Source organism: Blautia sp. OM06-15AC, from assembly GCF_003481425.1.
GTDB lineage: Bacteria > Bacillota > Clostridia > Lachnospirales > Lachnospiraceae > Fusicatenibacter > Fusicatenibacter saccharivorans.
In genome coordinates this window covers 53,010-79,358 of record NZ_QULD01000012.1, presented here as the reverse complement: position 1 = coordinate 79,358, position 26,349 = coordinate 53,010, and the positions used below count along the sequence as shown (strand labels likewise).

22 protein-coding genes and 4 pseudogenes are annotated in these 26,349 nt (G+C 43.4%); all 26 read left to right on the top strand.

Going from position 1 to position 26,349, the window contains the following annotated elements:
• Nucleotides 1–43 precede the first annotated feature (43 nt).
• Entirely contained in the window at nt 44–1,747 is a 1,704-nt protein-coding gene (locus tag DXB83_RS13865; protein WP_118660639.1) for a recombinase family protein, read from the top strand.
• A 116-nt stretch (nt 1,748–1,863) separates the two neighbouring features.
• Nucleotides 1,864–2,175 (top strand): annotated as a pseudogene (locus DXB83_RS13860) (23S rRNA (uracil-5-)-methyltransferase RumA); the annotation flags it as partial.
• Between the two features lie 31 nt (nt 2,176–2,206).
• On the top strand, nt 2,207–2,578 hold the full coding sequence (locus tag DXB83_RS13855) for a TnpV protein (RefSeq protein WP_118660637.1): 372 nt from the start codon (nt 2,207–2,209) through the stop codon (nt 2,576–2,578).
• A gap of 303 nt (nt 2,579–2,881) precedes the next feature.
• A pseudogene (locus DXB83_RS13850) lies at nt 2,882–3,040 on the top strand (helix-turn-helix domain-containing protein); the annotation flags it as partial.
• Nucleotides 3,041–3,257: 217 nt separating this feature from the next.
• Nucleotides 3,258–3,950 carry a response regulator transcription factor gene (locus DXB83_RS13845; RefSeq protein WP_064786815.1) on the top strand — a complete coding sequence of 231 codons (693 nt, stop codon included), beginning with the start codon at nt 3,258–3,260 and terminating at the stop codon, nt 3,948–3,950.
• Entirely contained in the window at nt 3,947–4,978 is a 1,032-nt protein-coding gene (locus tag DXB83_RS13840; RefSeq protein ID WP_118697765.1) for a sensor histidine kinase, read from the top strand. Before DXB83_RS13845 ends, DXB83_RS13840 begins: the two co-directional genes overlap by 4 nt.
• A 128-nt stretch (nt 4,979–5,106) precedes the next feature.
• Nucleotides 5,107–5,334: pseudogene (locus tag DXB83_RS17305) on the top strand (ABC transporter ATP-binding protein); the annotation flags it as partial.
• Nucleotides 5,335–5,660: 326 nt separating this feature from the next.
• On the top strand, nt 5,661–5,798 hold the full coding sequence (locus tag DXB83_RS16585; protein WP_155512674.1) for a hypothetical protein: 138 nt from the start codon (nt 5,661–5,663) through the stop codon (nt 5,796–5,798).
• Nucleotides 5,799–5,802: 4 nt separating this feature from the next.
• Nucleotides 5,803–6,918 carry a DUF6017 domain-containing protein gene (locus DXB83_RS13830; RefSeq protein ID WP_055056112.1) on the top strand — a complete coding sequence of 372 codons (1,116 nt, stop codon included), beginning with the start codon at nt 5,803–5,805 and terminating at the stop codon, nt 6,916–6,918.
• A gap of 33 nt (nt 6,919–6,951) precedes the next feature.
• A pseudogene (locus DXB83_RS17300) lies at nt 6,952–7,128 on the top strand (helix-turn-helix transcriptional regulator); the annotation flags it as partial.
• Entirely contained in the window at nt 7,125–7,667 is a 543-nt protein-coding gene (locus tag DXB83_RS13820; protein WP_117689839.1) for a hypothetical protein, read from the top strand. The pseudogene DXB83_RS17300 and the gene DXB83_RS13820, both read left to right, overlap by 4 nt.
• Before the next feature lie 33 nt (nt 7,668–7,700).
• Nucleotides 7,701–8,627 carry a ParM/StbA family protein gene (locus tag DXB83_RS13815; RefSeq protein WP_117688059.1) on the top strand — a complete coding sequence of 309 codons (927 nt, stop codon included), beginning with the start codon at nt 7,701–7,703 and terminating at the stop codon, nt 8,625–8,627.
• A 16-nt stretch (nt 8,628–8,643) separates the two neighbouring features.
• Entirely contained in the window at nt 8,644–9,060 is a 417-nt protein-coding gene (locus DXB83_RS13810; protein ID WP_117688060.1) for a hypothetical protein, read from the top strand.
• A 13-nt stretch (nt 9,061–9,073) separates the two neighbouring features.
• Nucleotides 9,074–9,226 carry a hypothetical protein gene (locus tag DXB83_RS16580; protein ID WP_155512673.1) on the top strand — a complete coding sequence of 51 codons (153 nt, stop codon included), beginning with the start codon at nt 9,074–9,076 and terminating at the stop codon, nt 9,224–9,226.
• A 130-nt stretch (nt 9,227–9,356) separates the two neighbouring features.
• A complete protein-coding gene (locus DXB83_RS13805; protein WP_158555583.1) occupies nt 9,357–14,795 on the top strand; it encodes a SpaA isopeptide-forming pilin-related protein in 5,439 nt (1,812 codons plus the stop codon).
• A gap of 76 nt (nt 14,796–14,871) precedes the next feature.
• The gene (locus DXB83_RS13800; RefSeq protein ID WP_116441961.1) at nt 14,872–15,180 is read left to right on the top strand and encodes a hypothetical protein; all 309 of its coding nucleotides are present in this window, start codon (nt 14,872–14,874) and stop codon (nt 15,178–15,180) included.
• Between the two features lie 65 nt (nt 15,181–15,245).
• Nucleotides 15,246–16,301, top strand: coding sequence for a hypothetical protein (locus DXB83_RS13795; RefSeq protein WP_242999531.1), 1,056 nt, complete (start codon nt 15,246–15,248; stop codon nt 16,299–16,301).
• Nucleotides 16,282–17,343, top strand: coding sequence for a DUF3991 domain-containing protein (locus DXB83_RS13790; protein ID WP_158555582.1), 1,062 nt, complete (start codon nt 16,282–16,284; stop codon nt 17,341–17,343). Before DXB83_RS13795 ends, DXB83_RS13790 begins: the two co-directional genes overlap by 20 nt.
• A 12-nt stretch (nt 17,344–17,355) precedes the next feature.
• Nucleotides 17,356–17,580: a hypothetical protein gene (locus DXB83_RS13785; RefSeq protein WP_025577443.1), complete on the top strand. Its 225-nt coding sequence runs from the start codon at nt 17,356–17,358 to the stop codon at nt 17,578–17,580.
• A gap of 249 nt (nt 17,581–17,829) precedes the next feature.
• Complete coding sequence (gene dcm, locus DXB83_RS13780) at nt 17,830–19,353, top strand: DNA (cytosine-5-)-methyltransferase (protein ID WP_117689842.1); 1,524 nt, start codon at nt 17,830–17,832, stop codon at nt 19,351–19,353.
• Between the two features lie 512 nt (nt 19,354–19,865).
• A complete protein-coding gene (locus tag DXB83_RS13775; RefSeq protein ID WP_072448023.1) occupies nt 19,866–20,189 on the top strand; it encodes a plasmid mobilization protein in 324 nt (107 codons plus the stop codon).
• A 3-nt stretch (nt 20,190–20,192) separates the two neighbouring features.
• Nucleotides 20,193–21,608, top strand: coding sequence for a relaxase/mobilization nuclease domain-containing protein (locus DXB83_RS13770; protein ID WP_117689843.1), 1,416 nt, complete (start codon nt 20,193–20,195; stop codon nt 21,606–21,608).
• The gene (locus tag DXB83_RS13765; protein WP_117688067.1) at nt 21,609–22,562 is read left to right on the top strand and encodes a hypothetical protein; all 954 of its coding nucleotides are present in this window, start codon (nt 21,609–21,611) and stop codon (nt 22,560–22,562) included.
• Nucleotides 22,563–22,982 carry a hypothetical protein gene (locus tag DXB83_RS13760; RefSeq protein ID WP_117688068.1) on the top strand — a complete coding sequence of 140 codons (420 nt, stop codon included), beginning with the start codon at nt 22,563–22,565 and terminating at the stop codon, nt 22,980–22,982.
• 10 nt (nt 22,983–22,992) lie between these two features.
• Nucleotides 22,993–24,156: a PcfB family protein gene (locus DXB83_RS13755; RefSeq protein WP_117689844.1), complete on the top strand. Its 1,164-nt coding sequence runs from the start codon at nt 22,993–22,995 to the stop codon at nt 24,154–24,156.
• Nucleotides 24,157–24,198: 42 nt separating this feature from the next.
• Nucleotides 24,199–26,280 carry a VirD4-like conjugal transfer protein, CD1115 family gene (locus DXB83_RS13750; protein ID WP_178105376.1) on the top strand — a complete coding sequence of 694 codons (2,082 nt, stop codon included), beginning with the start codon at nt 24,199–24,201 and terminating at the stop codon, nt 26,278–26,280.
• Nucleotides 26,281–26,349: the final 69 nt, after the last annotated feature.

Here is a 26,349-nt window from a genome sequence, read left to right as displayed (position 1 = left end):
CATCATTTTCATTATAACAGAATTAAAACAGGAGGATTTTATTATGCAGGAAGTACAAGTTTTAGAAGCAACAAGAACTGCTCCTAACAGCAGGGGCAGGGTAAGAAGCAACCCGATAACAGTGGAAAGGATTCGTGTGGCAGCCTATGTTAGAGTATCTACGGATGACGATGACCAGTTGGGCAGCTTTGAATCCCAGAAACTTTATTATGAAGAGAAAATTGGTGAGAATCCCGAATGGGTTAATGCCGGGATTTTTGCTGATGAGGCGATTACCGGAACCAAGACCGACAAGCGAACCGGATTTCAGGAAATGATTAACCGATGCTTAAATGGTGAGATTGATTTGATTCTGACCAAGTCCATATCCCGATTTGCCAGAAATACGCTGGATACCTTGCAGTATTCCAGAATGCTTAAGGATAAGAATATTGGTATTATTTTTGAAAAAGAAAACATCAGCACCTTGGATATGCAGGGAGAGATGCTTTTGACAATTATGAGTTCCCTGGCACAGCAGGAGGTTGAGTCTTTATCCAAGAATGTTACCATGGGACTTAAGATGAAAATGAAGCGTGGTGAACTGATTGGTTTTAACGGCTGTCTTGGTTATGATTATCACCCGGAAGACAAGAGCCTGACGGTAAATGAGTATGAGGCGGAAACGGTGCGAATGATTTATGATTTGTATCTTCAGGGGTATGGAACAACTACCATAGCTCATCGGTTGACGGAGCTTGGCAGGAGAAATAAAAAGGGCGAAGTAATCTGGCACACTCATGGCGTGATGGGAATTATTAAGAATGAAAAGTACAAGGGTGATGTTCTTCTAGGAAAAACCTTTACTACCGACCCTATCAGTAAGCGTAGACTTGCTAATATGGGTGAGCAGGATCAGTTTTATATCAGAGACCATCATGAGTCTATCGTTTCCAGAGAGGTGTGGGATGAGGCAGAGCGCATCCGCATGAAGCGTTCTAAGAATAAAATTATGGAGACCAGTGGAAACAGGGAGCGTTATACCCGTCAATATGCTTTCAGCAGTATGTGTGAGTGCAGCTATTGTGGACATAAGCTTACCCGAAGGACAAGGCACAGCAGTTCCATTTATGAAAAGCCTGTGTGGCAGTGTATGAATGCCACCAAGAATGGAATTAAGAATTGTCCACATTGCAAAGCCATTGATGAGGCGATTTTGGAAGGAGCTTTTTTGGAAGCCTTTGGATTGCTGGCAGGGAATTTTGATGATGTGCTGGATATAGTTATGTCGAATGTGGAGGAGGCTTTGAACAATGCAGAGGATGTTCGTAAGAAGCAACAGCTTGATAAGGACATTTCTTCCTTGGAATCAAAAAAATCCCGAATGACAGATATGCTCATTGATGGTACAATAAGTAAGGAAGTTTATGATGAAAAGGTACTTGAATTTACCCGTAAACTTCATACTCTTTCTGAGAGAAGATATCTTTTGGAGGAGTCAATTAACAAACAGAAAGATGTTGGCAAGCGAATGTCAGCACTTCGTGAGACACTAATCAGTGAGCAGGTGCTGGATGAATTTGACAGAGTGGTGTTTGAGAGTATTATTGAGAAGGTTCTGGTTGGAGGCTTTGATGAGGAAGGTAATCCCGACCCATACAAGCTGACCTTTGTGCTAAAGGGAAACCAGTCGGGAACCGTTCCCAATGCCAAGGAACATTACAAAGCAATTCAGAAGGAATTGAAGAAAGGAAATAAGGTGTCTTAAGATGGAGAGAAAGCTGACAAAAGTTGTTGATGGAACCGAAATAACAGTGGGTGGAAAAATGTGTTCATGCGGCACAGACATGGCTAATGATTTGTGTTCATGGGAGTGTCCCGACACATGTGGAGACGGTTGTTCTTTTGTCCCAACAAAAACCAGATGACACGATAGAGATCGACTTAGACTTAGATGAGCTGGATGCAACCAGTGCAGAGACGAAAGCGACCTATCAGGAAATCAAAGATTATGTGCTGAAAGAATTTGGCTTGAAGGTTTCAAATTTATATATTTCTCAAATCAAAAGGAAATGTGGAATCGAAGTAGGAGAGAACTATAATCTGCCAAAGACAGAAAATCCAAAAGTGCCACAGTGTCCGAAAGAGAAAGAAGATGCTATCAAGGCTGCCCTGAAATATTTTGCGATGATCTAAGGATATCGCTGATTTCAAGGAGGAATAACACATGAAAAGCACATTTGAAAAAATGGGTGGAACCTACACACTGGAAGCAGACGGAATTTACTATCCGAATCTTGTCAGTACAGATGAAGAACCGCATTATGGAAAATATGGAATGCTGCGGAAAACGTATCTGAAAGAGCATCGTCCGGCAATGTATTCTCTGTATATGTTGGAAGACAGATTGACAAAACATCTGAATGCTGTGGATGATGAAGCACAGGAGAGGATGGGTATTCTGGTGCGTCAGATGATGGAGAAGCAAGGCGTTACGGAAGAATTGAAAGCTCGTGATCAGATGGTGTGGGTTGGAGTTGTAAATAACATCCGGAATGCAGCAGAAGAGATTGTGTTAAAAGAATTGATTTATAGGTAGTAGAATAAGAGCTGAACAAGTAGGACGAAAAATCCTGTTTGTTCGGCTTTTATGTTTATAAGGGGTCAAAGAAGAAGCAAATTACAATTCTATAGCAAGTGATCTTTTCTAAGTTTCGGAAGGCTGGTTTTTTCCGTCATAGTTATAAGTTGCCGATTTAATTATTCCATAGTATGGCTTAAAAAATATTCGAATATAACTTTATAGAAATAATCATGATGGGGAGATTATTTGATGAATTATGTGCTAATATTCTGCAATTCTACTGCTAGTCGATTGATTTATGCACGCTCTCATTATAATATGTGTGCAGGAGGTGGATATATGTATCAGATTAGTAATGAAAAATTTGGTTTATTTGTAACCGAATTAAGAAAGGAAAAGAATTTAACTCAAAAGGATTTGGCTGAAAAATTATATGTATCAGATAAAACAGTTAGCAAATGGGAACGTGGAGTTTCCCATAGTTAAAGATACCACACCAAATATGATGAACCCACGCTTATACACTACCAGCTATAATAAACCGCAAGGACAGCAATTTGATACTGCTGTCCTTTCTTTTATAAAATTGCAGTACACAGAAAAAAGCTGTAAAATGATAAATATATTTGTCCTTGTAACAATTCTCGGACATTTGCCTGTTATACTATTTGCAAAAAGAAAAGGAAGTGAGGATATGAAGCAGATTTTAATTGTCGAGGACGACAGTTTTTTGAATAAGATGTTGGCCTATAACCTGACCGCAGACGGCTACGGCGTGACTTCTGCCCTAAATGCCAGAACCGCAGCCGACGCCATCCGCCAGCGGGAATTTGATCTGGTGCTGCTGGACATCAACCTGCCGGACGGGAATGGGTTTGAGCTGTGCAAGCTGATAAAGCCCCAGTACCCGGACACCATCGTAATTTTCCTGACCGCCAACGATCAGGAGAGTGACCAGATACGGGGCTATGAGGTGGGCGCGGTGGACTACATCACAAAGCCCTTTGTGATCGGGGCCTTGCAGCGGAAAATCAAAGCCATGTTCGCCATGCTGGAACATCACAAACCGGCCAAGGACATTTACGACGACGGGCGGCTGTTTCTGGACTTCTCGGAGCAGACGGCTTCCTTAAACGGCAAGCCCCTGACCCTATCCCTGATGGAATATAAAATGCTGAATCTGTTCCGTAAAAATCCCCGGCAAGTGCTGACCCGTGGGCAGCTTTTGGAAAAGCTGTGGGATATAGACGAAAGGTTTGTAGACGAACACACCCTGACAACCTCCATTAGCCGAATTCGCAGCAAGATCGAATCCGACGGCGGCGCGCCCTACATCAAGACCGTTTACGGCATGGGTTATCAATGGACGGGAGGCGAGGCAAAATGAAGTTTCAAAACCTATCGGTAAAGCGGCTGTTTAGCCGGGTGGCAATAGGACTTGTCCTTTCCATGTCCGGGATCACCATAGCCCTGTTTCTTGTGACAAAACAGACGGCGGTGCTGCTGACTGGCGGGGCGCTGCTACTGTGCGCCCTTGTGGGGATTTTTGTACTGACGCAGGCGTTTGGAAAGCGGCTGTCGCAGTTTACCGCTGACCTGTGCCAGACCTTAGACCACATGATCGCCGGGAATGAAGCGCCCCAGCGGCCAGAGGACAGCGAAACCCAGCTTGCCAGAATCGGACACCGGCTGGCAAGGCTTTACCAGATCATGCAGGAGAACCGCCGCCGGGTGGACGAGGAACGGCAGGAGTTACAGACCCTTGTATCGGATATTTCCCATCAGGTGAAAACGCCGGTAAGCAATCTGAAAATGGCGACGGACACCCTGCTGGAAAAGCCCATGACCGAGGCGGAGCGCACCGACTTTATCCGGGGAATCCGCAGCCAGACGGATAAGCTGGACTTTCTCTTTCAGGCCCTTGTGAAAACCTCACGGCTGGAAACGGGCGTGATCCAGTTGGATAAGAAACCGGGTCGCCTCTTTGATACCGTGGCGCAGGCCATGAGTGGGATTGTGTATGCAGCGGAGAAAAAGGAAATCGCTGTGTCCGTGGACTGCCCGGAGGATTTGACCGTTTTCCATGACAGCAAGTGGACATCCGAAGCCCTCTTTAACCTGCTGGACAATGCAGTGAAGTACACCCCGGCAGGCGGGAAAATCGCCGTGTCAGTGGTGCTGTGGGAAATGTATGTGGAGGTCAAAGTGACCGACACCGGCAAGGGCATTTCCGAAAGCAATCAGGCTGCCATCTTCCGGCGCTTCTATCGTGAGGAAGAAGTACACGAACAGCAGGGCGTGGGCATTGGCCTGTATCTGGCCCGCGAGATCGTAACGCGGCAAGGCGGCTATATCAAAGTGGTTTCGGAGCCGGGCAAGGGTTCAGAATTTTCCATTATGCTGCCGACAAAATAGAATGCGGCGGACGGTCATTCTCGGCTGCCCGCCGTAAGTCTTTTCGCAACAGTGTGCCGATAAAGCTGCCAGTGGCAGTTTTTCGGCGGAAATGTCCGAGCGTTGTAACATTTCACCCCCGATTTTCAATGAAATTTTTTGGCCGCTGTAACATTTCGCGGACATTTGGGTTTTACAATAGCCTTATCAACAGGCAGAAAGCCTTGAAAGGAGTTTTGAGTATGAGAATTTTACAGACTATCGACCTGAAAAAGTATTACGGTACAGAGCCGAATATCACCCGCGCCCTTGACGGCGTGAACTTCTCTGTAAATGACGGCGAATTTGTGGCCGTTGTGGGAACCTCCGGCAGCGGTGATTATGTTAAAATAAGACTAAGTTAGCAGATTCCTTATAAAATAAGGGCTCACGCCAATTTAGTCTTTTTTCTATTATACCATAAAAGGTAGAAAATTCATAGACCGGGAATGAATTTTTCATAGTAAAAATCAAATGGCAGGGGCTCTTAAAGATAGAAACCTATTGCTACTGGTCCTGTCAAAATTATATCCATTCTCACAGGCGGTCAAGTTTGTGAAAAACCATTCGGTTACAATATATTGAAAAAAATATGTTAAGGACTAGGTTAGTTAAAAGATTCTGTTAGCTGGCTTAGTCCTTTTTTTCTTGGGAGGACAGAGCAATGATAAAGGTGATTATGATTGTTGGAATAATTTTTTTCCTCGTTTCGTTGTATGCGTGTCTGGTGGCAGGCAAAAGAGCAGATGAAGAAATAAGTGCTTTATTTGAAAAAGAAAAGAAGCAGGGGAGTGAGGAATAAACGTATGAATGGAGGTATTTATAGCACTGGAAATGAAATTGTAGATGAAAATGCAAAACTGAATATATCTGGAAATATCATTCCGCAGGTGTGGTATCGGACAATCATCAGAGAAAGTGGAAAGCCAAATCTAACAGCTATTATTATACTGGCAGATATTGTGTACTGGTATAAGCCTACAGAAATCAGAGATGAAGGAACCGGACAGGTCATTGGGGTAAGAAAGAAATTTAAGTCAGACCTTCTTCAGAGAAGTTACCAGCAGATCAGCGAACAGTTTGGGATTTCCAAAAAAGAAGCGACAAATGCAGTGGTATTTTTAGAGAAGCTGGGTGTGGTAAAACGGGTATTTAGAACCATTTCCATGAATGGGATTGTTGTAAATAATGTTCTGTATCTGGAATTGATCGTAGACCGGTTAAAAGAATTGACTTATCCAGAAGAAACAGGAGCAGATCCGGTTTCCTTTGAAAAAAGAAGAGAGAAATCCAAAGCAGAGAAAATCAGTTCCCATACAGCCATAGAGGAAGAGATACATTTTGTAGAAGAGAGGGCTGTCCCTTTCCAAAGGAAGAGGGTGTCACCATTCAAAGAGGGAGCATACCCCGACAGGGAAACAGAGCCCTGGATACCCAAAGAGGTACCTCAGACTGATAGCGGGCAGACAAATACAGAGATTACTACAAAGACTACAGCAGAAAGTACCCAAAAGAATACAACAGAAATAGGGAATGGGTATAGAGATAATCCTATCTTATCCTATCAGGCAGCAGAAGAACAGTTCAAAGATCAGATTGATTATGATGCGATATGGATAGACAGACCTTTTGACAGAAAACTGCTCAATGAGATTGTAGGGCTTGCAGTAGATGTTTTGACGTCCAATGCAAAGACCATAAGGGTAAATCAGGAAGAACGACCTCTTGGCATTGTACAGGGAATGTATAAAAAGCTGGATAAGTTTACCGTAGAGTATGTGATAGACTCAATTAAGCAGTGTACAAGGAAAGCCAATAATATCCGGGCAGTGCTGCTTACCGCTTTATACAATGCCACATTGACAGCAAACAGCTATATATCCAATCTGTTTGCTTATCAGGAAGCTATCCCTCAGACGTAAGGAGCGTGATAGAAAGTAACAAAATTAAGAAAATTCAGGACAGCTCATGGATATACACAGATAGAACTTGCGGCTGTCTTGGGTATCAGTCTTCGGACGTATCAGAGGATTGAATACGGACAGCAAAAGCCCAATGTCTATGTAGTTGTCCGACTTCAGCGGTTATTTCAAAAAGATATTAGTGAGATTATGGAGGAATATACAGAATGAGGGAAGAAAGGTTTCGTATTCAGTGCCCCAAACATTTTCTGGTTGGAGATTCAGGGCGTTTTGAAAAATCTCCACAGGGTAAGGATTCGGATTTTGTAGTAGATTATGCTCCACCGGAAATGTTTGAAGCCGGGATTGTCTTACAGGAGATGGGGACGGAGGGAGATACCTATTGCACAATGTATGTCTATTTTGCACCAGAGGAACACCTTCCGGTTTATATGGACAGCATGAAATACGACCTACAAAAAGTATCCATTCGGAAAATTTTTGTTGATACCGAGGAATACCTCATAAAAGTAAATGAGAAGACAAAAAAGTTTTATGCGGGTGAGGACGGTTGTTGGGGTTCCTATACGGAACTTTACCGGAAAGAGAATGGGGAACGTCTGACTGATGCAGTGATTGTTTTTCTGTGTATGCCAGATGAAATGAAGTTTCAGGAAATGGAAGCTGTGATGGGGGAACTGTTTGAAAAACTTCCTGTGATAGACAAAGAAAAGAAAGAAACAGGTCAAGAACCAAAGAGAACAAGATAAAATACAAACTATAACTTTCAGGAGGATAAGAACGTGGAAACTAAAATGATTATTGGAATTGATCATGGAAACCGTAACATGAAAACTGCAAATACGGTATTCTCAGCAGCAATCCAGCCTTTGCAGGCAAGGCCGGACAGCCTGGAGCACATTTTGGAATACCAGAACCAGTTTTATTATGTGGGAGGGAAAGTGCCGGAAAAGGAGTGTGTGGATAAGACAGAGAATGAAAATTATTATCTTCTTACCCTTGCAGCACTGGCGCAGGAAATGCGTTTCCGGGGATTGACAGACGCTTCCGTAAAAATGGGAGCTGCCCTGCCGCCCAGAAGATTTCAGCAGCAGAAAGAAAGTTTCAAGAAATATCTGTTAAAGACAAAGGAACTGCATTTCCGTTATGAAGGGGTACATTATCATGTGTCGTTGGAAAATGTGTTTGTTTTTATGCAGGGGCATGTGGTGATCCATACGCTTTTAGAAGCGGTTCCCGGTTACTGCCTTTTAGTAGATATTGGTGGAGGAACTACCGACCTGGTAGAGTTTGTTGACGGAATGCCGGACGGGAAGTATTCGATTTCAGATAAGGCAGCTTTGTACTGTATCGGAAAAGTCAATGAGGAAGCCATTGCCAAAACAGGGGCAGGGGTACCGGCATATATTACAGAAGCATTTATGAGGACAGGAAGCTATGACTGCCCGAAGCAGTATCAGGACGTCATAAAAAACTGTTTGAAGTCCTACGCAGAGGAAATTTATGGTATCATACAGGCAAACCATTATAATCTGGATCTGACCAAAATGGTGTTTATGGGCGGCGGTTCTTCCATTGTGGAGCATTTTGGAGCCAATGAGGGAAAAGATGTACAGTTTGTAACAGATATACATGCCAATGCAAGGGGCTGTGAAGAAGCAGTGAAAAGTATTATCCGGGCAAAACAGAGGAAAATGCGGACAGCATGATAGGAAGTGAAAACTTATGGATACGGAAAAAGTATATACAACTTCACTGCGGCTGTATAAAAGCAGACCGGTACATCATCAGGCTTATCGGTATCTGAAGGAGTATAACAAAGATATTTTCAAGACAAAAGACGACTTTATAGCAGAAGCAATCGTTTATTTTGCCAAGTATCTACAGCAGGAAGAAGAAGTACAGCAGATGAAACTATTAAATACCCTTCTGGAGAACCAGAAAGAACAATTTTGTAAAATCGTAAAAGAAGCGGTTTCAATGGCACAGGAAGAAGCCTTTGAGAAGCTAGGTGTGCTGGAAAAGGCAGTTCAGGGAGAACTTTCTGACGGTGGAGCGATAGCAGAGGACAGGGAAAAGGAAGAAGCCTGTATGGAAAAAGATTTACGGTTTGCGGAATTTTATGGGGCATTTGAAGAATAAGGAGGAAAAAGATATGGCAGTAGGAAGAAGTGTATGGGAAGTTGTAAAAGGGATTTTCATTGCAGTGGGGAAACTGCTGTATCTGACAGGGAAACTGGTAATATGTTTGTTTCTGCTGGTTCTGCAGCTTGTTTTGGCAGTGTTCCATGCAGGGAGCAGGGAATAGAAAGGGGATTGACAGGTGCATTGGATACGGGACAGACCGTATACAAATGATAGAAAAAAGAAGATAGAAAATGGAAAGCAGGCTTGTGTGGCCTGCTTTTTTTGACGAAAAAATGAAAAGGAGCAAAGCTATGATGAAAGGAAAAAAGAAAAGGCTGCTGGCTGGGACGCTGGCACTTCTTCTTAGTTGTTCTACGTTACTCAATACAGGGATCACCGCACTGGCTTCTGAACAGTCTGAGGAACATGCACAGATACAGGAAGTAAAACAGGAGGAGGCTGCTTCGGAAACATTACCGGAGTTGGAAGAGGTAAAGGAGCAACTGACAGAAGAAGAACTGGTGTATGCAGAGGATCTTACCATAAAAGCAGGAGAGCCCTTTGACCTGGAAACAGATTACAGGGGTTTTCAGAAAAATGATGAAAAAGTAAAGGTAACGTTTCTGAAAGCAGAAGGGGACTCCGGCAATTCTTTTGATTTCAATACCCCAGGTTCTTACCAGGCATTTTATTGTGTTGATCCGTTAAGCGGAAACCCTTCCTATCAGATTATGAGAAGAATTGTGGTAGAAGCAAGGGAAAACAGCACACAGGAACCCCAGGGAGAAGTAAGCCAGCATACCGAAGATGGCTCCGGTGAGGACGGTGAGGCGGACCCTGACCCGGAGATACCGGAGGTACTGACGGAAGAACCGGAAATGCCAGATGCAGGGGCAGAGTTGATTGATCTGACACCAAAAGAGGATAAGGGAATGTTCTTATCGGTTGTTCCGGCAGCAATGGAGCAGCAAAAAGGAAGCAATGTACATCTGGTACAGGGAGAAAAAATCCCATACCCTTCTAACGTGGGGAACTATTCTACTTCCTATTTCACTGTAAATGGCCATGTAGCATATTGTCTGGAGTCTATGAAGGCTTCCCCACCGACCTCGGATTATGTAGCAAATGAATTTGAAAGCAACCCGGAATTGCAGAAAGTCCTTTATTATGGATATGGCGGTCCTGGGGACATTACCGGGGAGTATATGCCCTCTTTTGACTGGAAGACAAAGTATATTTTTACGCATTTAGCTGCCGCTTATTCTTATTGTGGCATGGACGGTTTTTATGGCTGCACTTTTGAAGATATTAAGGCAAGCGGTGTGTGGGGATATATCCAGCATATTTACAGCCTGGAAGCGCCTCCAACAGCAGCAATCACGTTGTCCCCAAAGGAAGCAAAGGCTTATGAAAGTGGAAAGGAACAGCGTACCGGGGAGTTTACTTTAAAAGGTGACCATAGAAACTATATTACTTTAAAAATGCCAGAGAATGTGACTTATCACAGTGGAAGTATAAAACAGACAGGAACCGTAAAGATCAATGGAAATACCACATTCTATTTCAGCTCTCCCAAAACTGTAACGGGTACATGGAACAGCGGTAAGCTGAAAGGACAAATGGGAACCCAGTGGAAGACTTTAGTATTGTCTACGGGTTCTGGTTCTCAGGACATTGGGTATGGGGCATTTTTTGAAGAAGAAAGTGCTTCTGTGGAATTTACGGTGAGGTGGCTGGATCTGGCAAGGGTAAAGGTAACAAAAAAAGATAAGAACAGTAAAGTAAATCTGTCCGGCGCTGTTTTTGGTATTTATGCAGACAGTGCATGTAAAAATCTTCTTGTGCAGATGCCGGCCACAGACAGCAACGGTACTTCTGAGGTGGAGCTTCCGAAAACCCAGGATACGGTATATTTAAAAGAAATTTCTGTTCCAGAAGGATATAAGCTGAATACAGAGTCTTTTAATGTGAAGCTGGAAACAGGAAAAACAACTTCTGTTGCAGTGACGAATGAGGAACAGAAAGGAAAAATCACAATCCGTAAAAAAGGTGAGGTTCTGACTGGAGTAACCGGAGAAGAGGGGAACCTGACTTTTGTATATGGAAATGCGGACTTTGCAGGGGCAGAATATAACATTTATGCGGCAGAGGATATTTACAGCCAGGATAAAGTGACGAAGGTGCATAAAGCAGGGGATCTGGTAGAAAGTCTGACAACCGGGGAAGATGGAAGTGCTGTTTCCAAAGAATTGTATCTTGGAAAATATAAGGTTGTAGAACAGAAAGCACCGGAAAATCTGGTGATTGGAAAAACAGAACAGGAACGTACCCAGTTTGTAACCTTGTCCTATGCAGGACAGAATGTAGAGTTATCCCAGGGGGAAACCACTTTTACCAATGCAAGACCGGAGATTTCCGTAAATGTAGTGAAAAAATCGAAACATGATGACGTTACCCTGGAGGGTGCGACGTTTGGATTGTATGCAGAAGAAGACCTGACAGCGGCAGACGGAAAGGTTCTTGTAGAAAAGGGAAGCCTGGTGGAACGTGCTGTTTCCGACAGGGAAGGAATGGCTGTGTTCCATGCGGATATTCCTTTGAATTTCCATTACAGCGTAAAAGAAATCCAGGCACCGGATAAGTATTATATGACAGATGAGGTGTATCGTTTCTTCTATGAATATAAAGACGACAGCACCTACACATATACTTTTTCTCATGATTTTAAAAATGAGGAAGTACGGGGAGAAGTTCATGTAAGTAAGATTGATCAGGATTCCCAGGGATTTATTTCCCAGGGTGATGCAACCTTAGTAGGGGCAAAATACGGATTATATGCTGCAGAAGATATTGAACACCCCAATAAGAAAGATGGGATTGTCCATAAAAAAGGGGAACTTGTAGCGCAGGGTACGATTTCCAGTGAAGGAACTGTAGATTTCAAAAACCTGTATCTTGGAAATTATTTCGTGAAAGAAATAGAGCCGGCAGAAGGGTATCTGTTAGATGAAACAGAGTATCCCGTAGAGGTTTCGTATGAAGGACAGGAGGTACAGATTGTACACCGGGAAGTAACTGTAAAGGAAACTGTAAAGAAACAGGCCTTTCAGCTTATCAAGATCTCAGAAGACGGGGAGCAGACAGAAACAGAACTGGTAGAAGGAGCTGGATTTAAGGTATTCCTCATCAGTGAGCTGTCTGGTGTAAAAGATGGAAGTTTGAAGCCGGGAAATGGTTCTTATTATACCCCGGAAGATTTTATCACCTATGATTACAGCAAAGACGAAACCGCTTCTTATTGGGAGAATGGTAAAAAGATTACGGTACCAGAGCTGTTTACAGATAAGAAAGGATATTTAAAGAGTCCAGAACTTCCTTATGGAACCTATGTGGTGTTTGAGTCTACAGTTCCGGAAAATTTAAAAGGGATTCGTCCATTTATCGTACAGATTTCAGAAGACAGCCGGGAACCCCAGGTATGGCGTGTGTTTGATGACCGTCCTTTGCAGTATTACTTCAAGATTGTGAAAAAAGATGCCCAGACGCAGAAGCCGGTGCTGGATAACAGTGCAGCTTATAAGATTTATGATGTGGAAGCAGAAAAATATGTGGAAATGATCGTAAGATATCCGAAAAAAGAAGTGGTATCTGTGTTCAGGACCAACGAAGAGGGATACCTGATTACACCGGAGCAGTTAAAATGTGGCACTTACCGGATTGAAGAAGTGGAAGCGCCGGAAAATTATGTACAGGTAGGATTTGAAAATGCCCTCTTAAAAGACGGAAAGGAAGTTCCACTGAATGAAGTTGCAGACGGAGGCACATACCAGGAGGCAAAGAAAGCGCCGATCACTATTACCGTAAATTCTGATACTGTACACCAGGTAGAAGAGGAAACCGGTAAATTTATTGTTGTCATTGAACAGTATAATGATGAAGCAGTAGGAAGCCTTACAATCCATAAAAAGGGAGAAAAACTTTCTGGTGCTTCTAAAGTAGAAGAAAAGATCCTGACGAAGATGAAAAACGGTGTAGTAGGTTTCGTAAATCAGGTAAGCAGTTTCTTCACCGGGGAAGAAGTCATGGAAAAAGAGAAAGGTTATAAATTTGACTATGAAGAAGGGAATATGGAAGGTGCAGAATTTGCCATTCATGCAAAGAAAACCATTTATACCCCGGACGGACAGAAAGACGAAGCAGGAAACCGCATTGTAAAATATGAAAAAGATGCCCTGGTAGCCCGTATGGTAACAGATAAAGAAGGAAAGGCAGTCCTGAATAATCTTCCTATCGGAAAATACTATGTAGTGGAAGAAAAGGCAGGTCAGAACTGTGTGCTTGACCCGGAAGCAAAAGAATTTGAAATTGCATATAAGGGACAGGAAGTAGCAGTGGATTATGTAACAATGGAACTTACCAATCAGCGACAGAAAGTTTCCCTGAGTCTTCTGAAGAAAGACGCAGAAACCGGAAAACCGCTGGAAGGAGTGGTATTCGGGCTGTATGCGCAGGAGGATATCAAAAATGCTGCCGGGGAAGTAGTTGTAGAAAAAGATGCCTTGATTGAACTGGGAACAACAGATGAAGAGGGCAAGCTGGTATTTCAGGCAGATCTTCCTCATGGAAAATACTATATTCAGGAAGTAGAGCATAAGCCGGGATACCTGCCAAATGATGAGGTGTGTTCCTTTGATGCGTCTTATACAGACCAGACCCTTGAACTGCTCGCTTTTTCAGAAGAAATTTCTAATCAGCCTACTATTACGGAGTTTACGAAAGTAGATTTAACCGGTGGACAGGAAATTGAAGGGGCCAAAATGCAGATCCTGGATCAGGAAGGAAAAGTGGTAGAAGAGTGGGTGTCAAAAAAAGAAGCTCATGTAGTCTACGCACTGGCACCAGGGGAATATATACTGCATGAAGAGCAGGCGCCTACGGAACAGGGATATGTCCGGGCAGAAGATGTGAAATTTGTTGTGGAAGAAACAGGGGACGTACAAAAAGTGAAAATGGAGGACGACCATACAAAGGTTTCTATCTCTAAAACAGATATTACAGATGGTAAGGAGATTGAAGGGGCGAAGCTGCAGATCCTGGATCAGGACGGGGAAGTGGTAGAGTCCTGGACCACAGGAGAAGAACACCTGATTGAGTATCTTCCGGTAGGCACTTATACCCTGCACGAAGAGGCGGCAGTTGACGGATATATTGTGGCCAATGACGTGGAGTTTACAGTAGAAGAAACGGGAGAAATTCAGAAAGTGAAGATGGAAGATGAGCGTGCTATGGGACAACTGGTTATCGTAAAAACGGATACAGACAGTAAAGCAGCTTTAGAGGGAGTAGAATTTGTTCTGCTGGAAAAGGAAACCGGAAAAGAAGTAGGACGTTTGAAGACTGGAAAAGATGGAAAAGCAGTTTCAGAACTACTTCCAATTGGAACTTATGAAAATGGTGTTTTCAAAGAACCGATCACCTATGTGCTGAAAGAAACTGCCACCTTAAAGGGATATGAGAAGACGGAAGAAGAGTGGGAAATCGTATTTACCTATCAGAATGATAAAACACCAGTCATTGAAGTGGTAAAAGAGATCCAGAATAAAAAAATACCAGAAACACCAGGTACCGTAAAACCAGGACCAAAAACGGGTGATGATACAAACTGGTTCCTGCCTTTGCTGGCTCTTGGTGTAAGTGCAGGTATGGTAGCAGGCCTACTTTATTACAGAAAAAGACATAAAAAGGCATAGAAAATAAAAATCAGTTTTTAAACTTGGGAAAGGGCGGCTGCGGCTGTCCTTTCTTTGGCAATATGAGGTGAGAAGCATGGAAGAGAAAAAAAGAATACGGTTTATTGACAGCCATTATCATACCCTGTTCAGCATAGCAGACGGGGACTCCATAGAGATTGTATATCCAGATGGAAAAAGGGAAGAACGGGTTTGTACCTATATTGATGAATACCACACACAGGTAGGGGCAAGGGTGTTCCATATTTGTGAATTTGCAGAAATCATGGAAGCAAATGGAAAATCATATTGCCCGGCAGAATGCAAGGAAAAGGAAGAAAGAAAAGAGGCAGTCAAAGGGGAGAAGAAAACCGGAACTACCCGTATGGAAAGGAGCAGGCGTTGAGGATAGGGATTATAGATGCAGATCTTTTATACCGGAAAAGACACCGGTTTCCTAACTTGGCATGTATGAAACTTTCCGCTTATTGGAAGGAGCAGGGATTTGAAACAGAGCTTCTTTTGGATTATAGCCAGGCAGGGGAATATGACCGGCTCTATGTATCAAAAGTGTTTACGGATACCTTTGTGCCGGAACATATTTTGACGAGGGAAACAACCGTTTATGGAGGGACTGGATTTTTTTACGATAAAGCACCGGTACTTCCAGAAGCGATTGAACACCATACACCGGACTATCATTTGTATGACCAGATGGTAAAAGAACATAGCGAAGGAGAGAAAAAGAAGAAAGAGTTCCAATTTTATACGGAGTATTCCATTGATTTCCTCACCAGGGGATGTTTTCGGAAGTGCAGTTTCTGTGTAAACAAAAACAGCACCGGTGCAGCACCAGCAAGCCCATTGGAAGAATTTTATGACCCGTCCAGAAAGAAGTTATGCTTTTTGGACGATAACTTTTTTGCCTGTGCAGGGTGGGAAAAAATCTTTTCCAGTGTCCTGGAAACAGGCAGGCGGTTTCAATTCCGGCAGGGGCTGGATCTGAGGATTATGCAGAAAAGGCAGATGGAACTTCTGGCATCTGGAAAATTGGATAACGGTATGATTTTTGCCTTTGACCATATCAAAGATCAGGAACTTATTGTAAGAAAATTGGAACTTTTGCGGGAAGTGATCCCAGTTTCTTACCAGAAAATTAAGCTGTATGTACTGTGCGGCTATGACTGGGAAGGAACCTGGAAAGCAGATTTTTGGGCAAAGGATATTCGGGACGTTTTCATACGGATTGAGATTTTGATGCGGTATAAGTGCCTGGCTTATTTGATGCGCTATGCCGCATGGGAACGGGCGCCGGAGGTTTATAAGGGAATGTATATCAATCTAAGTCGTTGGTGTAACCAGCCCGCCCAGTATTCAAAAAAGAGCCTGCGGGAATTTTGTACCGGACAGGGAGAGTATAGTTCCTGTTTCCGCTACCTGACTGCTTTTGAAGCTCTGCACCCGGAAATGGCACATTATCTGGATATGAAATATGAAGAGGTGCAGTATGGGAAAATTTACGGCTGAAGAAATTCAGATTGCAAAGGCAGTGGATTTAGTGGATTTGGCGGAGCAGATAGGGATTCCATTGAAAAGGAAAGGCAGGTTCTATCAGGCAGTGGGTATGGACTCTGTGATGATCTTCAACCGGTCTTCCTGGTGCCGGTTTAGCCAGGGGGTAGGTGGCAGCACCATTGACTTTCTGGAATATTTCAGAAACATGGATTTTGTGGAGGCAGTCAAATATCTGCTGGAGTTTGCCGGATATATCCGTACTGAAACCATGCAAAAATTTCAACCGGAAAGACAGGCTGAAAAAATAGAAGAAACAAAACAGAGAAAAGACATACCGAAAGAACCTTTTGTACTTCCTTCAAAATCAGAAACCAGCTGCCGGTTATATGGCTATCTGATAAAACAGCGGAAGCTGTCAAAGCAGATGATTGATTTTTGGGTAAAAAAGGGGATTTTGTATGAGAGCGGAACGTACCATAACCTGGTTTTTGTGGGAAAAGATACGGAAGGTATCCCACGTTTTGCCAGCCAGAGGGGAACCCTGGATAAATATGGAAAACCCTTTAAAGGAGATGTTACGGGGAATGACAAAACTTATGGGGTTAATCTGGTAGACCAAAACAGTGATACGCTCTATGTATATGAGGCGGCCATTGATGCCATGTCCGATATGGAACTGCGGGAAGATTATCAGAACAATATCCTGGTACTTGGAATGCTTTCCGATGGTCCTTTGGAAAAGTTCTTAAAAGATTATTCTCATATCAGGAAGATACAGTTCTGTTTGGATAATGACCTGCCGGGAAGACAAGCGGCAAAAAAATTGGCAAGAAAATATACCCTTATGGAGTATGAGGTTTTTGTACGTCTTCCACCTATGGGAAAAGACTATAATGCTTTTTTGCAGTATAAAAAGGAAAACCAAGAGCTTTCCAGCCTGGTAGAAAAGGAAAGGCCGCTTCTTACTGAAACAAAAGGGACAAACATACAAAAGATAGAAAAAATGGTAGGACACAGGAACATAGTATCATACCAGATAGCACAGGCAAGATAGGAGGGTATTCTTTTGGAAAATAGCTATGATGAGGAATGTTTCAAAAAATGGGAGATCGACGAATGCGAAGCGGAGATGGAAAAAGTAGTGCAGTGGATAGGAAAGAGGAAACTGCATGGACGTGTACGGGTTGCGTTTATCGAAGAGAGCTATGAGCGGCAGGGATACCGCATGGGGATACCCAAGCAGGCGTATGTGTCCAGGGTGCTGGCAAACATCAGGAAAGAAGAGCGGTGAGAAAGAAATAACCAATCCGAAAGTGGGAGTGTTAGGAAAGGAGGTGGTGCAGACCAACAGAATTTTTGACAGAAGGATAAACTCTGGATACGGGAAGGGGTGATTCTATGATTGTAAGGTAATGCCAGATGGATATTTCGTTTGTAGCTGTGGATTTCTCATGAAGACTATAAAAAATTTAGGAGACAGGAGGAAATAAGTGAGTAATCCTAGGTAAAATGTGTAGCTACACCTCATGAAATATGAGGAATGAAATATAGTTTGGTGAATTTTTGTGAGTTTGATAAATATGCAGCAAAGAGTTATTGTGCGATTCATGGTACAAGTGAAACATTGAATCTGGGAGATATTACAAAAGTGGACGAAAGGGAGATTGAACCGTTTAACATGATCTGTGGCGGAAGCCCCTGTCAGGATTTTTCCCTGGCAGGCAAGCAGGCAGGTGCGGTTTGGAAATGCCGAAGCTGCGGGTATGAGTATAACCCTCTGCAGGTACATTATTCCAAAAGGGACGCCTGCGGCATGTGTGGTTCCCATGATATTGATAAAACACGTTCTTCCCTTCTGGTGGAGTGGCTCCGTATGATACGGGGTGTCAAACCAGTATGGGGAATTTACGAAAATGTAAAAAATATTGTAGGAAAAAAATTCCGGGATACCACATTCCGGTTGTTTGAAGAAGAACTGCATGAATACGGATACCACACCTATTGGAGTGTTCTTAATGCAAAGCATTATGGAATACCACAGAACAGGGAACGGGTATATCTGATTTTGATACAGAAGGAAATGGATAATGGAACATTCCAGTTTCCGGAACCGCTGGAGTCCTTCCAGTGCCTTATGGATATTCTGGAGGATACGGTAGAGGAAAAATACTACTTATCCCAGGAAAAAGTACGCCGCTTGATTGAAGATATGGAAGAGAGAAAAGCGCTTTTGTTTGAGCCGGACGAAAAAAGCCTGAAGGCTTTTCGGGAAAACCGGGTAAAACGGGCCGGAAATATCAAAGGGGTGTTTGAACAGACTGGACGGGTTTATCTGCCAGACGGGTGCTGCCCTACGGTAACTGCCTGTGGTGGTGGCGGACAGCAGCCCAAAATTCTTCAAGTGGGAGATATTCATACCGGCTATGGTTCAAGCGGGGTTATTTATTCCCCTTTAGGAAGCAGCGGTGCGGTTTTAGCAGGGCATGACCAACCAAAGATTGTAGAAAAATGTCCAGGAGCAATCCGGGGCAGGTATGATCGGGAAGGCCGGATTGTGCAGACTTTGGAACTGGGAGAAAAAGAAGTCTGCCATACCCTTACTTCTGTGCAAAAAGATAATATCATTCTGGTACGTCAAAAGACACAGAAAGGTTATGAGGAATGTTTGGAAAATGGTGTTGTAAATCTTAGTTATCCGTCTGTGGAAAAACGGGGAAGGGTACAGGAGCATGGGGAACTCTGCCCTACGCTTACGACATCAAATGGAATACACCGCTTAGAGTCTTTGTTCCGTATCCGGAGGCTGACACCTTTAGAATGCTTCCGGCTTATGGGCTTTTCCGATGCGGATTTTTGGAAAGCAAAAGAAGCAGGCATAAGCAACAGCCAGCTTTACAAACAGGCAGGAAATTCCATTGTTGTTGATGTGCTGTACTATATTTTTCTGAAACTATACAAAGCCATGCCATATCTGTTTGAGGATATCCGGCTTTCTTCCTTTTTCAGTGGGATTGGAGCTTTTGAAAAGGCATTGGAGCGTTTGGAAGAACAGGTAAACCAATAATTTCATAAGAGAAACCCAAAGCGGCAAATGGTCCATAGAGAGTCTTCCCATACTTGTTGGAAAGAGAGAAATTGCGGAAGAAGAAGCAGCTTGCAAGGAGTCTGTACAAAAGGCGTTGATAGCAGAATGGAAGAACTGCTGTCACATCAGACACAGGAGGCTGGCAGATTTGCTAACAGAACTGGGGTTTTGTTAGCAGAAATAGAAGTAGGAAGTGGAAAAACCGATAGCAGATGTTTGGAACTGCTATCGGTTTTTCCCTATATGGAACGCAGGTCTGCTATCAGTATCTGCGTTGTGCTATCTATTTTATCCGGGGTATTAGGGGGTGCCCCCTAACAAGATGGGATTTTGTACGGTAAAATCCGTATCTTGCAGAGGACTGGCATAGCCAGTCCGGACGCCGGGAAGTTATACAGTGACCGATAGCAGGTCTTAGGAGTTGACAGCAGATAGCGTTGAAGTAGAAATCGGTAGATGAAATCTGTGATAAAGATAAGGAAAGGGGGAGCATGAAAAAAGAAACAATGAAATGTAGAAAAGAAATCCGGCTGTATCGGTGGGAGCTGGAAGAGTTACAAAAACAGGCAGAAAAGATGGGGCTTTCTGATTCCCAGTATCTTCGTATGCTGATTACCAACCGTCCCAGGGATTACCCGGAAATCCGCAAGGAACTGGAACGCATGAACCAGGAAATCAACCGGATTGGTGTAAACATCAACCAGATTACCCATAACAATAACAGCGCCCTTTATTCCAGGGAAGATAAACACCGTCTGTATGTGTTTTTGAAGCAGATAAAAACACTGGTAAGCCAGGTGCAGGAAAGGCTGTAGGTTATGGCAATTACAAAGTGCCTGCACATGAAACAGGCAAAAACGGGTTATCCGGCAAAACATCTGGCAAACGGTCTTCGCTATATTATGAACCCGGAGAAAACAGAACATGGCCGCTATGTCTGTGGACATAACTGTATTCCTGAACAGGCATTATCCCAGATGGTAGATACTAAACGTCATTTTGGAAAGCTGGATAAAAGGCAGGGCTACCATTTCATTCTTTCGTTTGAGGAAGATGAGGTTTCGGAAGAAGAAGCCTTCCAAGTGGTAGGAGAGTTTGTGGCAGAATTTCTTGGGAAGGATTTTGAAGCGGTTTATGCAGTCCATAATGATACGGACCATATTCATGGGCACATTATTTTTAATTCAGTACGCTGTACTACGGGATATAAATACGATTATAAAAACGGGGATTGGGAAAACAGTATCCAGCCTCTGACCAACCGGATATGCAGGGAGCATGGTTTATCTGTGCTGGAGCTGGAAGAAGTAAAGGAAAAACGCAAACAAAAAGGACAGGAAGAAAAATCTCTTTCTGAACGGGACAGGCGGATCAGAAGAGATGTGGACCAGGCATTACAGGACGCAGGTTCTTATGAGGAGTTTCTTGAAAATCTTTTCAGCATGGGATATGAGTTGCGGGGGAGAAAGCACCTTTCTGTTCGGGAACCCGGAGCAGGAAGGGCAAGACGGCTTGACCAGCTAGGGGAAGAATATACAGAGGAAAGGCTTCGGCAGCGTTTTGGACGCCTTCCAATCCCGGAAATGACCGGAGAGGAGATACCGGTAGAATGGACGTATGTGTTTATCCCATACCGGGAGCGGCATTTGACCAGATACCAGAAGGAACGTTTTCTTCGCAGGTACCGGCAGGGGAAACCAATGGCAGACTCTAAAACCTGGAAATACAGGGCAGCAATCCATGAATTGAAAAAATTGCAGGAGGAATTTGATTTTCTGGCAGCTTATCGCATACAGGATAAGGCGCAGTTGAAAGCCATTTCTGATGCAACAAAGGAACAGCTTTGGGAAAACAGCAGGGCAAGAAAGCAGCTACGAAAAGAAATGGTTCCTTATGAGGAAATGCTTCTGCTTCTCAATAAGCTGCAGGAAAAACAGATGGAAGCAGAACTTTATCAGGAAGGGTATCAGGAATTTTTTCAAGACCACCAGACATACCAAAACCTTCTTGGGCAGTTAAAAGAAATGGGATATTCCTTGTCTGAGGCAGAACAGACAGACGCTTATTTCTTTGAGAAAGAGGAGCGTTTGCGGATCGAACGGAAAAAAATCTTAAAAGAAAAAAGGATTGCAGAGCGTCTGCGTGAAAAAGCAGAAGAAAAAGAAAAGTTGGAAGCACAGCAGAAGGAAAAGAATAGGAAACCGTCTGCGAGGGGCAGAGGAAAAGGAGGGTAAATGACAGTAGAAGGACAACGGTATCTGGAAGAATGCCGGAAAGTTTTAAAAGAGGAACAGATAGACGCAGTTTCTATGGGGCTGGATTTTGGTCTTCCTGTTTCGGATATCCAGAAGGTAGTTAAGAGCAACCAGGAAGCCCCGGTGATGAAAGCAATCATCATAGGGCTTATGGAAGGGATTGGGGAAATCGACTTTTTATGTGAAGGAAATTATAACCAGTTCCAGGTACGGGAAATCGTAGAGGGCTTAAAAAACGGGCTGGATCTGGAAGAGGTGAAAACCTATGCCGGAAATGAACTGCCGGCCAGTCGTATGCGGACTATGCGGATACAACTGGAAGAGTCAAAGGCAAAAAAAGAGGTTCCGAAAGATGAAGAAATGCGTTCTTATATGAAAAATCTTATGGGGATCATGGAACAATCCATTCAGCAGTTTCGGGAAAGCAATGACCGTTTTACAGCCTTGTCCTCTCTGGTAAAGGAGCATGTTGTTGAAGAGAAAAACCAGGAGATCAAAGACCTGTATGAGAACCTGCAATACAAAGATAAAAACATACAGGAATTAAAAGAAAAGCTGGCAAAGAAAGAGCAGGAAATTCAGGATCTGAAAAAAGAAGCAGAAAAACACAGGGAAAAGACAGAAGCTGCTTCCAGGGAAACAAAAGTGGTATTGGAAGAAAAAAGCATACAAACAGCAGAAGGGCTGCAAAAAAGTAAGCGCCGGATGCTTGGGATTGCCATGCTTGGGAAAAAAGTACCGAAAAGTGTTGTGGAGAAGATCCTGGAATATAACCTGTCCGCAGAGCAGTTGGAAGAAATCCGCCAGTGCGTAGAAAGCGGGCTGGCAGATGCAGAAATCCTGCAGGTGATGGAGAACAGCCCTTCACCGGAGAGAATGAAAAAAATGCGGGAAATTATCCTTTTGATGCGGAAACGGAAGGCGGGTGTGTAAATGGCAGAACTTGAACATGTGGTAAAAACATTTTCCCTTTTGGAAGCTGCCGAAAAGGAACAGCCCTTTCTTACCAGGGAGCAGAAACAGGATTTGTACCGTATTGCTTTTCATAAGGAGTCTATGGAAGAGGTAGAAAAAATTATTTTGCAGTTACAGGCGCCTCATGCAGGAAAGGAAGAAAAAGAGCGTATCCTTTCCCATTACCTTGAACCGTTTTTTCAGGTTCCGGAAAATATTTTGCAGATTGAGAATTATATTTTTCAGCTTCAATATATGACCTATGAAAAGGAAAAAGCAAACCACATGCTGGAGGCTCTCTTAAAACAGGAAAATATCCAGTATGACCTGGAAGCCATGCTTACAGAAGGAAAAATAAAGGCGGCTGTTCCAGTAAAAAAGGACAGGGCAATGGGATAGGAGGGAGAGCATGAGTGAAATACAAGATGCGGCGCAGATTATTAAAGTTTCCTTTGAAGGCGCAGAAATCATTCTGAAAATGGGAAATACAGGCTGGCAGTTTGTAAAAGATATTTGTGCGGTATTTAAAAAAGTTCTGGATCAGGAAAAACTGTCAGGGAAAACTTCTGTACAAAAGCTCCTGAAAATGGGAGGCGATTTACAGGTTTTCCGTTTTGAAACAAAAGACCTGGAGCGGGTAAAAGCCCTGGCAAATAAGTATGGGATTTTATATTCCATTTTGCCGGATTTAAATGAGAAGGACGGTATGAGTGAAATTTTGTTCCATTCCCAGGCAGCGCCCCGTATTCAGTCCATGATGGCAAAAATTGAACATTCCAATATTGGGACGTTAGATGAATACTATGAAAATGCAGAGCCGGATAAGGTAGAGCAGTTGGTAGAAGAAGTAAAAAAGCCTGCCCTGCCGGAGTCGAAGGAGTGTGAACTGGTTGCGCGGGAGCTGGCGAAAAACCAGGTGGAGAAGATCAGTGATGTCCGTTCCCGTCTGAATATGACCTGGCTTCAGATCTGGCCGATTATCTGCTACATGGAAGAACAGGGGATTTTGGAGAAAGGGAAGGAAGGTACGGTGACACTGACCAGGACACCGGAACAGGTTGAAGAATTGGTAGATTCCCAGCAGTGGAAACAGTTGTTTGGGGAAGAGGAAGCCAAAAGACGCAGCACTGGAAGCAGCCAGGAAACAGAAGAAAAGATGCAGGTCATTCGGCGTATCCAAAAGGAGAAACGGAACAATCCAGGTGTGAATGCCATTACCATAGACCAGAAGCTGGTATATGAAGAAACAGAGCATCATATCAAAACCAGGATTCCGTACCGTAAGAATGAATTTATCTGGCTGGATAAATCGGAAATTAGCTGGATTAATGACCATAAGACGATTTTTGCAGGATTGGAAAAGAAGAAGGAGTATGCAATTTTAGACCTGGAGGACCGTTTTCTTAGAAAAACTTCGGGGGAAGATTTATATAGGGAAAGCTATGACCCGGTACACAGGGAACGCGCCAGACAGGAGCAGGAAAAGATACGCAGAAGAAGGGAGCAGAATTACAGGAAGGCACAACAGAACCTGGAAGCAGGGAGAAGAACCATACAGGGGCAAAGGAGGTAGAGAACCGGAGCAATTCAGAAAAAGAAGAAACAGTCCTGGGGCATGTATCTTATTGGTGGCATAGCTTCCGGCTATGGAGGTTATCTCTTGAACGTGTGTTATCAGCCCGGAAAGGATATCAATTATTTTTTAAACCGTCTGGATCAGGTGATGGTAGCCCCGTTTGCCAATTATTGGAACGAAACTTCCTTAAAAGCAATCATTTTGGGGATTTTTGTATATGTGATTGGTATGGTCATGTATGTCACCAGCCGGAAAAACTATATGCCGGGACAGGAATTTGGTACCGCTGTTTTTGCAGATCCGAAAAAAGTGGCAAAGCAGTTTGCGGATAAAGATGAACACAATAACCTGATCTTATCCCAGAATGTCAGGCTGTCCATGAATACCAGAAAGACCAGGAGAAACCTAAATGTCCTGGTAATCGGAGGAAGCGGCGCTGGAAAAACCTTGTTCATGGTGAAACCCAATCTCCTTCAGTTAAGCAGGGCTTCCCAGATCATTACAGATCCCAAAGGGGAGATTTTAAGATGCTGCGGAGGTATGCTGAAAGCGCATGGATACCGGATACGGGTGCTGAACCTGGTGGAAATGGAGCAGTCTAACGGATATAATCCATTCCGCTATATCCGCTCTGAAACAGATATTGTAAAACTGGTTACCAACCTGATCAATAATACCACACCGAAAAACGCACAGCCCAGTGATCCATTCTGGGAGAAAGCCGAGTCTTTGTACTTGCAGGCCATTTTTCTTTATGTGTGGCAGGAGTGTGAAATGGAGAAAAGGAATTTCCGTATGGTTCTGCAGCTTTTGAATGAGGCGGAAGTCCATGCAGACGGTTCCCCTTCTGATTTAGACCGGCGTTTCCGCAGACTGGAGAGAAAAAAGGGAAGCAATCACCCTGCTTTAATCCAGTATAATAAAGTGGTCCGGGGTGCCGGAGATACGGTAAGGAGTATCATCATTTCCGCAAATGCAAGGCTGGGATTGTTACAGAACCCACAAATTTTGCGGATTCTGGATCATGATGAAATGGAGATTGAGGAGATTGGGCTTGGTGTTGACGGGGACAGAAACCGGAAGACTGCACTTTTTTGTGTAACGCCGGATTCGGATAAGAGTTATGCCTTTTTAATTGGTATGCTTTATTCCCAGATTTTCCAGGAATTGTATTACCAGGCAGACTTCCATTACAATGGAAAACTTCCCATTAACGTCAATTTTATGCTGGACGAATTTGCCAACGTGCCATTGCCAGATGACTACTGCAGCCTCCTTAGTACCATGCGTTCCAGGAATATTTCATGTACCATTTTTATCCAAAACCTTGCCCAGATCAAGGCTTTGTTTGAGAAAACCTGGGAAACCATACCGGGTAATTGTGATTCTCTGGTATATCTTGGTGGGAATGAACAGTCCACGCATAAGTATATCAGTGAGTCCCTGGGAAAAGGAACCATTGATAAAAAAAGCAGTGGGGAAACCAAAGGCCGGCAAGGGAGCAGTTCCCGGAATTATGATGTGCTGGGGCGTGAGCTTTTGACACCGGACGAAACCCGAAAGCTGGATAACTCAGAGTGTATTTTGTTAATCAGGGGTTGTGATCCTATTATTGATAAGAAATACAATACTTTTGCACACTCCAGATTTTCGGAAACAGAAGATGGCGGGGCTGCGCCTTATATCCATGACAGAATGGCTGCCCAAAAACAGGCGGTACAGATTTTAAGTGAAGAATCCCTGGATTATTATAAGAAGAAAAAGGAACAGGGAGAAGATGTTCAGATTGTGGAACTGTCTTTTGATGAAATTTTTTCTTATGAGCCTATTCCTAAGAAGATTTTTTCGGAGGAAGAGCTGAAAGAGAACCAGAAGAAGAGAACGGTAGAGGAGGTGAGGCCGCCGAAGAAAACGGAAAAACCGGTACAGACAGAGGAAGAAAAACTTTCTGAATTATTGGAAAGCCATGTTTATAATGAGGAACAGTTGGGAGAAATCATGCTTGCCATTGGTGCTGGAATTTCGTATGATAAAATCCTTCAAATGGCAGATACAAAAAACAGTGCTGAAAAGATGAAGGAAATCCGTAAAAAATTTACAAAAGAAACAGCCTCGGATTAAAGAAGGCAGATTTTTGGAAACCTGTAGTTTTTGCATTACGCAGGGCAGGTTTTCAAAAATCTGTCTTTT